This is a genomic window from Saccharothrix espanaensis DSM 44229, assembly GCF_000328705.1.
Taxonomy (GTDB): Bacteria; Actinomycetota; Actinomycetes; order Mycobacteriales; family Pseudonocardiaceae; genus Actinosynnema; species Actinosynnema espanaense.
Window position 1 is genome coordinate 616,888 of the sequence record NC_019673.1, and the last position, 12,775, is coordinate 629,662.

Here is a 12,775-nt window from a genome sequence, read left to right on the forward strand (position 1 = left end):
CGCATGACTTCCGAACGCCCTCTGCTGTCCGACCCGACCCGCCAGGTGCTGGCGGAGATCGCCGCCGCGCCCGACGCCGTGCTCCGGCTGGGCGTGCTCGCGCCCGGCGGGTACGGCAAGACCACCGTGCTGCGGGAGGTCGAGCGGGCCTACCGGGACGCCGCCGACGTCACGATCGTCGACGACGCCCACCTGCTCGGCGACGCGGACCTGCGGTCGCTGCGCGCGGCCGTCGAACGGGCCGACGCCACGATCGTCGTCGCCTACCGGCCGTGGCCCCGGTCGCGGGCGTTGGCGGCGCTGGCCGAAGCGCTCGGCCGGGTGCGCGCGCCGCTGATGCCCGCGCCGTTCACCCGCGAGCAGGTGCGGGCCGCGCTGCCCGCCGCCGGGCGCGCGCTGGCCGACTTCGTGCACCAGCAGACCGGCGGCGTGCCCCGGTTCGTGATGCGGCTGGCCGGGCTCACCTCGACCGACGTGCCGGCCGACGTGATCGCGTCGTTCCGGGCCGACCTGGACTGGCTGGAACCGGACGTGCAGAAGTTCCTGCTCGCCGCCGAGGCCGGCGCGGGGCTCCGGCTCGACCTGCTGGCAGCGTTGCTGGACAAGGACTCCGACGCGGTCGGCGAGGTGATCGAGGCGGGCCGGGCCACCGGGCTGCTCGCCTCGGACGGCAGCCTGCTGCCGGTCGCGCGGACCGCCGTGGCCGCGCTGAGCCGCACCGACCGGCGGATCGCCGTGCGGCAGCGGCTCGCGGAGCTGCAACTGCGCTCCGGCGGACCGGTGCTCGACCTGGTGCGGCCGCTGCTGGGCACGGGCGTCGGCGGACCCGCCGTGGCCGAGGCCTTCCAAGCCGCCGCACGGGAAGCGCTGCCCACCGACCCGGCGCTGTCCGCCCGGCTGCTGGCCGCCGTCGGCACGCCGGACGCCGAGGTGGCGGTCCGGCAGGCCGCCGCGTCGGCGATGTCCGGCGACCTGGACGCCGCGCTGCGGCTGGCCGACCGGGTCATCACGGCCGGTGACCAGGAGCACCGGGGCGCGGCCGCCGAGGTCGCCGCGATCGCGCTGGCACACCGGGGCCAGCTCGCCCGCAGCACCGAACTGCACCGCTGGTCGCCCACCGCCACGTCCGCGGCGTTCGCGGTGGTCGGCCAGGTCGGCACCGGGCGGGTGCCGACCGGACCGCTGCCGGTCGCGCCGCCCACCATGCTCGACGGCGGCGCGTCGCTGATGGCGCACGGCGTGCTGGAGTCCATCGGGGACGCGCCGACCACCGCGCTGTCCACCCTGGTCCGCGCCGTCGGCCTGCTGGAACCCGCCGGGCGCGCGGTGCTGCTGCCGGACACGCCCGCCGCGCTCGCCGGGCTGGTCGCGCTGCACGCCGGCGAGCTCGCGGTGGCCGAGTCGGTGCTGGACCGGGCCCTGGCCACGTCGTTGGGCGGCACGTTGATGACCGTCCGGCACCGGCTGCTGCGGGCGTGGACCGCGATGGCCCGCGGGAACCTCGTGCAGGCCAGGGAAACCCTGATCGCACTGCGCAAGTCGGGCCGGCCGCTGGAGCCCCGGGACTGGATCTTCGCGGTGGCGCTGGAGGTCGGCGTGGCCCGGCGCACCAGCGACCTGGCCGCGTTGAAGCGGACCTGGGAACAGGCGTGCGAGGCCGTGCTGCGACACCCGGTGGACCTCTACACGTTCCTGCCGCTGGGCGAGTTCGCCGCGGCCGCCGCCCGGCTGCGCGACCAGCACCGGCTCGCGCCGCACCTGGTCGCGGCCCGGACCCTGTTGCGGCAGTTGGGAGATCCACCGCTGTGGGCCGGGCCGCTGCACTGGAGCCTGCTGCACGCGGCGATCATCGCCGAGGAGACGTCGGCCGCCGAGGAGCACGCGGCGGCGCTGGCCGCCGCCGCGCACCGCGGCCGGTACAGCGCGCTGGTGTCGGCCGCGGCGGAGTGCTGGCTGGACGTGGTGGCGGGCAAGGTCGACGCGGACCAGGTGGAGGGCGCCGCCCGCGGCCTGCACGCCGCCGGGCAGTGGTGGGACGCGGCCCGGCTCGCGGGCCAGGCGGCGATAAGGACCTCCGACCGGCAGGCCATGGTGCGCCTGCTGGACTGCGCGCGCCTGTTGCAGGGCCGCCCGACCGGCACCGCGCGCAAACCCGCCGAGCCCGCCGCCGAACCCGCCGACGCCGGCAAGCTCAGCGACCGCGAGCGCGAGGTGGCCGAACTCGTGGTCGGCGGGCTGACCTACAAGCAGGTCGGCGACCGGCTGTTCATCTCGGCCAAGACCGTGGAGCACCACGTGGCCCGGATCCGCCAACGCCTGGGCTGCACGAGCCGCGCGGAACTGCTCGACCAACTCCGCCAGATCATCGGCTGACCCTCCTTCACCCCTGCTGCCAGAGCCACGGCCGGTGACCGGCCGCGGCGGCAGGTGGCCGTACACCTGCGGCAGCGCGGCGTCGTGGAGGTCCAACAGCGGGAACGCGGGCTTCGGTGGGCGCGAGGTGGGTGTTCACACCCCCATCGCCCAGGAGGGGCTTGACCTGCGACGAGTGACGGATTTGCTCGCGTGTGCTAATTTTTGCTCATGCGAGCAAAGTCGGTCACGGAGCAGGCGCGGCGGGCCCAGATCGTGGGCGCGGCGGTCGAGGTCCTGGCCGAGGTGGGGTACGCGGCGATGTCGTTCAAGCTGATCGCCGCGCGGGCCGGGCTGAGCAGCACCGGCCTGATCTCCTACCACTTCCGGAGCAGGCAGGAGCTGGTCGACGAGGTGTCCGCCGACGTGCTGCGGCGGTTCGCCGAGTTCGTCCTGGGGTTCCTCGACCGTTCCGACACGGCCACCGGCGAGCTGCGCGCGTTCCTGCGGGCCAACCTGCGGTTCATGCGCGATCACCGGACGCTGATGGTCGCGTTGACGCAGGTCCGGCCGCACGCCTCCGGGCCGGGACCGGAGGACGACCTGCGCGGGATGGCCGACCTGCTGCGGGCGGGCCAGGCGGCGGGCGAGTTCCGGGCGTTCGACGCGGACACCGTGGCGATCTTCGTCCTGGCGCTGCGCAACGGGGTCCTGGCGCGCTCCGCCGAGGACCCGGGGCTCGACCTGGACCTGTGCGAACGGGAGTTGTGGACGGTGGTGGAGCTCGCCGTCGTCGGGTGAACAAGGGGGGGATCGGCATGCGTCGGGGGACGTGGGCACTGGTCGCGGCACTGATCGTCGCGGGATGCGGGGGGACAGCGGTGGACAACGAAGTGGTGCGGATCGACACGGGGGCCGTGCGCGGGGTCGTGAACGGCGATCACGTGCTGTACCAGGGGATTGCCTACGCAGCTCCGCCGAGGGGTGAGCTGCGCTGGGCGGCCCCGCGACGGCCCGCGCCGTGGAGCGGCGTGCTGGACGCCACCCGGCCGGGCAGCCCGTGCCCGCAGGTCGGGTCGTCCTACTCCGAGGTGAAGGTGTCCGAGGAGGAGTGCCTGTTCCTCAACGTGACCACGCCCGCCGCGCGCCCGCCCACCCGGCGCGAGCCCGGCGGGCGGGTGTCCGGCCGGCCGGTCATGGTGTGGCTGCACGGCGACGGCGCGATCGGCGCGGGCCACTACTTCGACGCCGCGCGGCTGGCCGTGCGGGGCGACGTCGTCGTCGTGACGATCAACTACCGGCTCGGCGTGTTCGGCGGCTTCGGCCTGCCGGGCCTGGCGGGCTCCGGCACGTTCGGCCTCCAGGACCAGCGGGCCGCGCTGGAGTGGGTGCGGCGCAACGCGGCGGCGTTCGGCGGCGACCCCGGCAACGTCACGCTGTTCGGCGTCTCGTACGGGGCCACCTCGGTCGCCGCGCACCTCGTCGCGCCCGAGTCCGAGGGCCTGTTCCACCGGGCGATCATGCACAGCGCGTTCACGCTGATCGACCTGCCCGCCGAGGCCTGGTACCCGGGTCTGGACGCGCTGCCGTGGCTGGCGTGGCGGCACCGCTCGGAGATCGAGGCGCTCGGGCAGGGCGTCGCCGCCGAACTGGGCTGCGCCGACGTGGCCTGCCTGCGCGCGCTACCGGCGGCGAAGATCCTGGAGCACCCGCACGTGATGAACCTGTTCCAGTCGTTCGGGTACGACACCCCGCCGCCGGAGCTGTTGGCACAGGGGAAGTTCGCGCGTGTGCCGGTGCTGTCGGGGGCCACGAAGGACGAGCACCGCAACCTCGTGGACATCTTCCGGGGCGAGGTGGCCGCCGAGGACTACCCGCGCCTGCTGGCAGCGGCGTTCGGCGACCGCGCGGACGAGGTGGCCGCCGAGTACCCCTTGGGCGACTACGCCACACCGGCCCTGGCGTGGGCGCAGGTGCTCACCGACCGGATGTGGGCGCGGGGGACCTACCGGCAGCACCAGCTCCTCTCCGCGCACACCACGGCGTACGCGTTCGAGTTCGCCGACCCCGGCGCGACCGGGCAGGGGGCCACGCACAGCTCCGACATCCCCTACCTGTTCCCGGCGGCGGGGGAGCACCGGCCGCTCGGCGAGCAGATGATCCGGTACTGGACGGCGTTCGCCCGGACCGGCGACCCGAACACCGCCGGGCTGCCGGCGTGGCCCACCTTCGGCGAGGGGCACGTCCAGTCGCTGGCACCGGACCGCATCGGCCCCGTCGACTACGCCGCCGAGCACCGGCTCCCGTTCTGGGACCGGGTCACTGGACGTCCTTAGTGGACAGTCGGAGCAGGATCAGCCCCACCGAGGCGATCACGAAGTTCTGGAACGCGGCGGACAGCCCGTTCCAGTCCTTCGACTGCCACATCAGGAACCACTCGCCGCCCACCACGATGAACCCGCCGCCGAACAGCAGCACCTGCATGACCCACCCGACCGTCGACAGCGGGCGGGCCGCCGGCCGGCCGCGCAGCCACGCCACCAGCGCGGTCAGCAGCACGGCGGCGGTCACCGCCTCCCAGGCGATGATCAGGACGTACGCGATGGTCACGAGGGTCGGGTCGGTGATGGCGCGGTACATCGTGTTGGGCGACTGGAACGTCGTGTCCATCGCGAACACGTGCTGCACGAACGCGCGGTTGGTCTCGTAGTCGGTGACGTTCCCGAACACCACGAGCCCCATGTAGACGCCCGTGATCGCGGTGAGCACCGCGACCACGGCCTGCGGGCTCCCCACCCGGCCGAGTAGACGCATGAGCTGAGACTTGTCCACGGCCCGTGAGAAGTCCATCACGAACAGTGCCGATTGAGACGATCACCCACGTCACCCACCGTCAACGGTTCGGACTGGCTACGGACACCCCCGCTTCCACACCACGGCACCCCGCCACCTCTGCACCCCAGCACCACGGCACCACGCCACCCGGCACGTGGTCTTACGAGCACACCGGTTCGTAATCGAGCTGCGGCAGGTGCTTGCGCCACAGCTCTTCCGGCAGCACGCCCTTGGTCTTGGCGCAGATGCGGCCGATCGCGCGCTGCTGGTCGAGGTCCCACAGCCGGACCGTGGTGTCCAGGCTGGTGGAGGCGAGCATCCCGGCGGGCGTGAACCTGACGTCCTGCAACCCGGCGTCGTGGCCGGTCAGCGCTTGCCCGAGGGGGCGCGGGCGGACCAGGTCGCGCACGTCCCACAGCCGGATCGCGCGGTCGTCGCCGCCACTGGCCAGGGTCTTGCCGTCCGGGCTGAACGCGATCGTCACGGCCGCCTCGACGTGCCCGGTCAGCGGCGAGCCGATCGGCCGGACCCGGGTCGGCGCGGACAGGTCCCACAGCCGCAGCGACTTGTCGTCGCCGGCGGTGGCCAGCACCTTGCCGTCCGGGCTCACCGCCCCCGCCCGGACCGCGCCCGCGTGGCCGGTCAGCGGCTGGCCGAGCGGCTGCGCCGCCGCCGGGTCGGCGACGTTCCACAGCCGCAGGGTCTGGTCCGCGCTCCCGGTGACCAGCGACCGGCCGTCCGGCGTGAACACCGCGAAGTGCACGTACCCGCTGTGCCCGACCAGCGGTTCGCCGAGCGCGCGCGGCCGTTCCCGGTCGGTGATGTCCCACAGCTGCACCGAATCGTCGTTGGACCCGGTGACCAGCACCTTCCCGTCCGGGCTGAACGCGACCGGCGCGCTGTAGCGGGTGTGCAGCTCCAGCGGTGCGCCGAGCGGGCGCACGGCGGCGGGGTCGGACAGGTCCCACAGCCGGACCGCCTTGTCGCTGACGCTGGCCAGTGTGGTGCCGTCCGAGCTGATCGCCAGCCCCCACACGCCCGCCTCGTCGCCGGTCACCGCCAGCGCGGCGCTGTGCGGCTCGTGCGGGTCGGTCAGGTCCCAGACCCGGATGCTCTGGTCCCGGCTGCCGGTGACCATCCGCTTGCCGTCCGGGGTGGACACCGGGCCGACGGTCCGCCCGGAGTGGCCGATCAGCACCGTCTTGGGCAGCGACCACAGCCGCACGGCGGTGTCCTGGCTGCCGGTGGCCAGCCGGTGGCCGTCCGGGCTGAACGCCACCGCGTAGATGGTGCCGTTGCGCCCGGTCAGCGGCTGGCCGATGATCAGCGGGTGGGCCGGGTCGGTCACGTTCCACAGCCGGGCGGTGCCGTCGCCGCCGCCGCTGGCCAGCACCCGGCCGTCCCGGTTGAACGCCACCGACCAGACCGCGCCGGTGTGGTCGGTCAGCGGCCGGCCGAGCAGCCGCGCGGCGGCCGGGTCGGCGACGTCCCACAGCCGGATGGTGTGGTCGTCGCTGCCGGTGGCCAGCACCCGGCTGTCCGGGCTGAACGCCACCGAGCGCACGATCCCGTCGTAGCCCGCCAGCGGCGCGCCCAGCGGCCGGGGCCGGGTGCGGTCCTCGACGTCCCACAGGACCACGGTCTTGTCGTCGCCGCCGACGGCGAGCAGCCTGCCGTCCGGGCTGAACGCGACCGACCGCACCTGCCCGGAGTGCAGGCCGAGCGCGGCGCCGAGCGGGGCCGGCGCGGTCGGGTCGGCCACGTCCCAGAGCTGCGCGGTGTGGTCCTCGTTGGCGGTGACCAGGGTGTTGCTGTCCGGCGCGAACGCGACAAGGTAGATCGTGCCGTGCTCGCCGACCAGCGGCTGGCCGAGGGCGCGCGGCCGGCTCGGGTCGGTGACGTCCCACAGCCGGACCGTGCCGTCGTCGCCGGCGGTGGCCAGGGTGGTGCCGTCCGGGCTGAACACCGCCGAGCTCACCCAGCTCCGGTGCCCGCGCAGCGGCGGGCCCAGCGGCCTGGGGTTGTCGCGGTCGCGCAGGTCCCACAGCCGCACGGTCGAGTCGTAGGAGGCGGTGGCCAGGGTGTTGCCGTCCCGGGAGAACGAGGTCAGGTAGACCGCGCCCTCGTGGCCGACGAGCTGGGTGGCCAGCGGCGTGCCCTGGGTGGACAGGATGCGGGTGTAGACCTCCTGGTCGTCCGGGCGCATCCGCTGCGCGACCAGGTCGAGCTGCGCGGACAGCGACGGGTCGGTCTCCTGGAGCCGGTCGGCCTCCGCGACGACCTGCCGGAACACCGCGTCGTCGCGCTGCCGCACGGCCAGCACGGCGGCCGTGACGGCGATGATCGCCAGCACCACCACGACCACGACCGCGCTGCGCCGGCCCCACAGCGCGCGCCGGCGGAACTGCGTGGACACCGACAGGAAGTCCTGCGCCACCCCGGTCAGGCCGCCCGGACCGGCTGCGTCGGCCCAGTGCCGGGCCGTCTCCAGCCGCGCGCCCCGGTACAGCAGGGACGAGTCGCGGTCCTGGTTGGCCCAGGTCGCCGCGTCCTCCTCCAGCCGCTGGCGCAGCAGCTGGCCCTCCCGGTCCTGGTCGATCCAGCTGCGCAGCCTCGGCCACGCCTGAAGCAGCGCCTCGTGGGTGATCTCCACCGAGCCGGAGTCCAGGGTGACCAGCCGGGCGCGGGCCAGCACCTCCAGCGCCTCCTCGCCGGCCGCCCGGTTCGCGGCCTGGTCGACCAGCTCGTGCCGGGTGGACCGGCGGCGGGTGTCCTGGGTGTCCTCGCCGACCCGGACCAGCCGCAGCAGCAGCGGGCGGGCGGCGAGCTGGGCGTCCGGGGCGAGGTCGGCCCACGCGCGTTCGGCGGTCGCCGCGACCGCGCCCTGGATGCCGCCCGCCGCGCGGTAGCCGGAGATGGTGAGCTTGCCGCCGGTGCGGCGCTGCCAGGTGGCCAGCAGGGCGTGCGAGAGCAGCGGCAGCGCGCCCGCGTCGTACGCGCCCTGGCCCGCCCGGCCCTGCGCCCGCCCGCTGCGCACGCCGAGGTCGCGCAGCATCAGCTCGATCAGGCCCGGTTCCAGTTGCAGGCCCGCCGCCCTGGCCGGGCGCGACACGGCTTCGCGCAGCTCGGCGGAGGTCATCGGGCCGAGCACCATCTGGCGCTCCTGGAGCGCCTCGGCCAGTTCCGGGAACGCCAGGCAGCGGCCGTAGAAGTCGGCCCGGACGCCCAGCACGACCAGCGCGGGCGGCACGCCGCCGGGCACCGCGGGCGTGCACGCCACGTGCAGGGCCTGCACGAACACCTGCGCCAGGCTCTCGTCACCGCACAGCGTGAACGCCTCTTCGAACTGGTCCACCACGACGACCACGCGCTCGGCGCCGTGCCGGGCGGCGTACGCGCCGAACGCGGCCCGGATCTGCCCGGCGAACCGGAGCACCCCCAGCAGGGTCTGCCCGAGGAACGTCTCCGGGCCGTCCGACGGGTGCTCGGCCGCGTGTTCGGCGAATTGCCCCGCCATTCCCTCCATCGCCAGCCCGAGCACCTCGGACAATTCCGGGATCTGCCGGACGAGTTCTTTCACCGGGTCCGCTCCGGGCGTCACCACGACGGCCGGCCAATTCTGCGAATCGGGCAGCCCGAGCGCCCCGTCGCGAATGGCCGGAATGACCCCGGCGCGGACCAGCGACGATTTGCCGGCGCCCGAGGCGCCGACCAGCACCACTATTCCGCCGGAATCCGCGGCGGCGCCCAGCCGGGAGACCAGGGCGGCGGTGCTGCGCTCCCGGCCGAAGAACCACGAGGAGTCCTCGGGCTGGAACGCGGCCAGGCCCCGGTACGGGCAGACGCCGATCTCGTCGGAGCTGGGCGGCTCCTCGTCCTCGGGCGCGGTGGCCGGGCTGGCGAGCGCCTCCTCCCACAGCGCGCGCCACGCCGCCAGGTCGTACAGGCCCGCCGCCGGCGGCTTCGGCCGGGACTTGCGGGCCTCGCCGATGAGGACTTCGAGGACTACCGAGAGTGCCGAGAACCGGGCCGGCACGTTGCGGCCGCGCCGCCAGTCGCTGACCCGCTGGGCGGTCGCCCGGACCGGCCGGCCGCGTTCGTCGGTGCGCCGGGCGCGCCCGACCGACTCGGTCACCCGCTTCAGGGGCGGGTCGCCGGCTTCCGCGTAGAGCAGCGCGAACCGCTCCGCGAAAACGGCGCGGGGCCCTGACCCCTGACCAGAACCAGCCATCCGCGGCTGACCTCCTCGGGTCCGGTCTTCCGGACCGGAAAACCGGATGTGAGCGCGTGAACAGGTCGTTTGTGGACCGGTGCGGCACCAGGCCATCCACCCTAACGACTTCGGCTGCCAAGCTGCCCGGGACGTTCCGCCGATGTCGTCAGGTTGGGCGAAGGGACCGGTCGAAGTGGTTTCGCCAGCAACTACCGCGAGTGTCGCGACGTTCTCCGCTGAGGGGTCCTGGGGGTCTTCTCAGCGGGACGCGCCGAACCGGCCCGGCCGGTGGAACGGCGCGGCGACCTGTCATGTCGGCCGGGACTGAGAGCGGTGCGACCGGCCCGGTGCCGGTCACGGCCCGTGAGGACCGGGGGATACCCGTTGAAGCACGGGTCTGCCCGATCCTGCGGACCGTGCTCGACGGGCACGCCCGGGATCGGGCCGAGGTGAGGCTGGTCCTGCTGGCCAGGCTCGCCGCACCGCTGCCCGCCCAGGCCGGGTCGGCACAACGCCGTGCGACCTGACCGGGCCGCTCCCTCGATGTCGGATTTCTGCCGGCCACCGGCCCGGCGTTCCCCGATGCTGGACCACGTGCACGAAGACCCGGAACGGTGTGTGCGAGCCGTGCAGTCCAAGGACGCGCGGTTCGACGGGTGGTTCTTCACCGCGGTGCTGACCACTCGCATCTATTGCCGTCCGAGTTGTCCGGTAGCGCCGCCCAAGGTCGAGAACATGCGGTTCTACCCGAGTGCGGCCGCGGCCCAACAAGCGGGATTCCGGGCGTGCAAACGGTGCCGGCCCGACGCCAGTCCGGGTTCCCCGTTGTGGAACCACCGCGCCGACTCGGTGGCCCAGGCCATGCGGTTGATCGCGGACGGAGTGGTGGACCGGGAAGGTGTTCCGGGACTCGCCGCCCGGCTCGGCTACAGCGTCCGCCAGGTCGAGCGCCAACTGCTCGCCGAACTCGGCGCGGGTCCGCTCGCGCTGGCCCGCGCGCAGCGGGCGCAGACCGCGCGGCTGCTGATCGAGACGACCGCGCTGCCGATGGCCGAGGTGGCGCTCGCGGCCGGCTTCGCCAGCATCCGGGCGTTCAACGAGACCGTGCGCTCGGTGTTCGCCCTCTCGCCCACGGACCTGCGCACCCGGCGGCGGGCCGTCGCGGACACGCCCGGCGTGCTGTCGCTGCGGCTGCCGTTCCGCGCGCCGCTGTGCCCGGACAACCTGTTCGGGCACCTCGCGGCGACCGCCGTGCCGGGCGTGGAGGAGTGGCGGGACGGGGCGTACCGGCGGACGTTGCGGCTGCCGCACGGGCACGCCGTGGTGGCGTTGTCGCCGCAGCCCGACCACGTGGCGTGCCGGTTGGCGTTGACCGACCTGCGCGACCTGTCGATCGCCATCGCCCGGTGCCGGCGGATGCTCGACCTCGACGCCGACCCGGTCGCCGTGGACGACCGGCTGCGCACCGACCCGGACCTGCGCCCCCTGGTGGACAAGGACCCGGGCCGACGGGTGCCGGGCACCGTGGACGCGGCGGAGTTCGCCGTGCGGGCGGTGCTGGGCCAGCAGGTGTCCACGGCGGCGGCGCGCACGCACGCCGGGCGGATCGTCGCGGCGGCGGGCACGCCGATCGCCGACGTCGGCCTGACCCACCTGTTTCCCACCCCCGACGATCTGCTCTCGCTCGACCCGGCGGTGCTGGCCATGCCGAACGCGCGCAAGGTCGCGTTCCGGGCGCTGGTGGAGGCCCTGGCCTCGGGCGCGGTCGACCTCGGGGTCGGCGCGGACTGGGCCAAGGCGCGCGCCGAGCTCCTGGCGTTGCCGGGGTTCGGGCCGTGGACCGTCGAGGTGATCGCGATGCGCGCGCTGGGTGACCCGGACGCGTTCATCCCGGGCGACTTGGGCGTGCGAGTGGCGGCGCGGGCGTTGGGGATGCCGGACACACCGGGTGCTTTGGTCGCCCGTGCACAGGCGTGGCGCCCTTGGCGCGCCTACGCCGTCCAATACCTGTGGGCGACCGGTGACCACGCGGTCAACCGGTTGCCGGCGTGATGCCTGGTGAGCCAGGCGTGAGAGGAAGTTCGCGGTGGTAGCGCACACGGTGGTCGACAGCCCGGTGGGGCCGTTGACGTTGGTGGCCCAGGACGGCGTGCTGTCCGGGCTGTACATGACGGAGCAGAGGTACCGGCCGGCGGAGGAGAGCTTCGGGGCGCGGGACGCGTCGTTGTTCGACGACGTGGTCGGGCAGCTGGCGGAGTACTTCGCGGGCACGCGGACGGAGTTCGACGTGCCGCTGGACCTGATCGGCACGCCGTTCCAGCGTTCGGTGTGGACGGCGCTGTGCGCGATCCCGTACGGCGCGACGATGTCGTACGGCGAGCTGGCGGCGGCGTTGGGGCGGCCGACCGCCGCGCGGGCGGTCGGCCTGGCCAACGGGCACAACCCGATCGGCATCATCGTGCCGTGCCACCGGGTGGTCGGCTCCGGCGGCGACCTGACCGGGTACGGCGGCGGGATCGCCCGCAAGCGGCAGCTGCTGGACTTCGAGTCTCAGACACCGACCTTGGGCCTGTCCGTCGTCGCGCCCGGCTGACGCCGCCGGGACTTGCCCCGGTCCAGCCACCACTCGATGAACAGGAACGGCAGCACCCAGCCCATCCACGCGGTGATGCCCGTGATGGCCTGCATCAGCGCGACCTCGCTGCCGCCGAACGTGGTGTGCAGCTGGTCGGGCAGGGTGAACCCCAGCCCGGCCGCCCAGAACCGGTTGGAGATGATCGACAGGGTGAGCGCGGTGCTGCGCAGCATCCAGCGGCGGTGGTCGGCGTAGCGGCGCTGCCGCGCCATCCGGTAGCCGGCGATCGTGACGCCCAGCCAGAGCGTCCCCATCAGGACGTTGCCGACCTGGTTGATCGGACCGAACGGGCTGACCGCGCCGATCGCCACGGCGAGCACGCCGCCGGGCAGGACCCCCGCGAACACGTACACGCGGCCCGCCCGGCGGTGCCAGCCGGGGTGGTTCTGCCGCAGCCACGGCCAGATCTGCAGCACGCAGGTCAGGATCGCGATCGCCCCGAACACCACGTGCGCGACCAGGAACGGGTAGTGCCACGTGTGGTTGCCGGGCTGGGGCACGCGGGTCTGCGCGGCGTCGAACGTCAGGTACCTCGGCAGCGAGAACGCCACGAACGCGGCGACCAGGACCCCCAGCGGCAGCACCCAGTGCTGTCGCCACCAACTCTGCTTCACCTGTGTGTCCACCATGCCCGGGAGCCTGGCCGGCCCGGCTGACCGACCCCGCACCGAACCCTGACAGCGCAGCTCAGCCGCCCTGCCCCGGCACCGCCCGCACCGCACCGGCCACCCGCCTCACCG

9 protein-coding genes are annotated in these 12,775 nt (G+C 74.2%); 6 read left to right on the forward strand and 3 right to left on the reverse strand.

Translation table 11 applies throughout. The features are described 5' to 3' along the window. Nucleotides 1–3 precede the first annotated feature (3 nt). From BN6_RS02990 to BN6_RS03000, 3 genes are all read left to right on the forward strand, one after another. Nucleotides 4–2,373, forward strand: a complete 2,370-nt coding sequence (locus tag BN6_RS02990) for a helix-turn-helix transcriptional regulator (protein ID WP_015098050.1) — start codon at nt 4–6, stop codon at nt 2,371–2,373. A 210-nt stretch (nt 2,374–2,583) separates the two neighbouring features. Next, nucleotides 2,584–3,153, forward strand: coding sequence for a TetR/AcrR family transcriptional regulator (locus BN6_RS02995; RefSeq protein ID WP_015098051.1), 570 nt, complete (start codon nt 2,584–2,586; stop codon nt 3,151–3,153). An 80-nt stretch (nt 3,154–3,233) separates the two neighbouring features. Then, nucleotides 3,234–4,688, forward strand: coding sequence for a carboxylesterase/lipase family protein (locus BN6_RS03000; protein ID WP_041311771.1), 1,455 nt, complete (start codon nt 3,234–3,236; stop codon nt 4,686–4,688). Here the strand turns inward: BN6_RS03000 and BN6_RS03005 are convergent. Both BN6_RS03005 and BN6_RS03010 read right to left on the reverse strand, forming a co-directional pair. Next, entirely contained in the window at nt 4,672–5,148 is a 477-nt protein-coding gene (locus BN6_RS03005; protein ID WP_231904961.1) for a DUF2165 domain-containing protein, read from the reverse strand. The genes BN6_RS03000 and BN6_RS03005 overlap by 17 nt on opposite strands. Nucleotides 5,149–5,347: 199 nt before the next feature. After that, nucleotides 5,348–9,418: a WD40 repeat domain-containing protein gene (locus BN6_RS03010; RefSeq protein WP_015098054.1), complete on the reverse strand. Its 4,071-nt coding sequence runs from the start codon at nt 9,416–9,418 to the stop codon at nt 5,348–5,350. 293 nt (nt 9,419–9,711) lie between these two features. Between BN6_RS03010 and BN6_RS03015 the strand changes: the two genes are divergently transcribed. From BN6_RS03015 to BN6_RS03025, 3 genes are all read left to right on the forward strand, one after another. Continuing rightward, nucleotides 9,712–9,927 carry a hypothetical protein gene (locus BN6_RS03015; RefSeq protein ID WP_041311777.1) on the forward strand — a complete coding sequence of 72 codons (216 nt, stop codon included), beginning with the start codon at nt 9,712–9,714 and terminating at the stop codon, nt 9,925–9,927. 67 nt (nt 9,928–9,994) lie between these two features. Next, complete coding sequence (locus tag BN6_RS03020) at nt 9,995–11,452, forward strand: DNA-3-methyladenine glycosylase 2 family protein (RefSeq protein ID WP_162164604.1); 1,458 nt, start codon at nt 9,995–9,997, stop codon at nt 11,450–11,452. 34 nt (nt 11,453–11,486) lie between these two features. Beyond that, entirely contained in the window at nt 11,487–11,993 is a 507-nt protein-coding gene (locus tag BN6_RS03025) for a methylated-DNA--[protein]-cysteine S-methyltransferase (RefSeq protein ID WP_015098057.1), read from the forward strand. Here the strand turns inward: BN6_RS03025 and BN6_RS03030 are convergent. Then, on the reverse strand, nt 11,951–12,664 hold the full coding sequence (locus tag BN6_RS03030; protein WP_041311783.1) for a DUF2306 domain-containing protein: 714 nt from the start codon (nt 12,662–12,664) through the stop codon (nt 11,951–11,953). The genes BN6_RS03025 and BN6_RS03030 overlap by 43 nt on opposite strands. Nucleotides 12,665–12,775: the final 111 nt, after the last annotated feature.

What these genes read in the sequence shown, in the direction of transcription:
- BN6_RS02990 (WP_015098050.1), top strand. Translation starts at nt 4, where the DNA reads ATGACTTCCGAACGCCCTCTGCTGTCCGACCCGACCCGCCAGGTGCTG.
- BN6_RS02995 (WP_015098051.1), top strand. Translation starts at nt 2,584, where the DNA reads ATGCGAGCAAAGTCGGTCACGGAGCAGGCGCGGCGGGCCCAGATCGTG.
- BN6_RS03010 (WP_015098054.1), bottom strand. Translation starts at nt 9,418, where the DNA reads ATGGCTGGTTCTGGTCAGGGGTCAGGGCCCCGCGCCGTTTTCGCGGAG.
- BN6_RS03015 (WP_041311777.1), top strand. Translation starts at nt 9,712, where the DNA reads ATGTCGGCCGGGACTGAGAGCGGTGCGACCGGCCCGGTGCCGGTCACG.
- BN6_RS03030 (WP_041311783.1), bottom strand. Translation starts at nt 12,664, where the DNA reads ATGGTGGACACACAGGTGAAGCAGAGTTGGTGGCGACAGCACTGGGTG.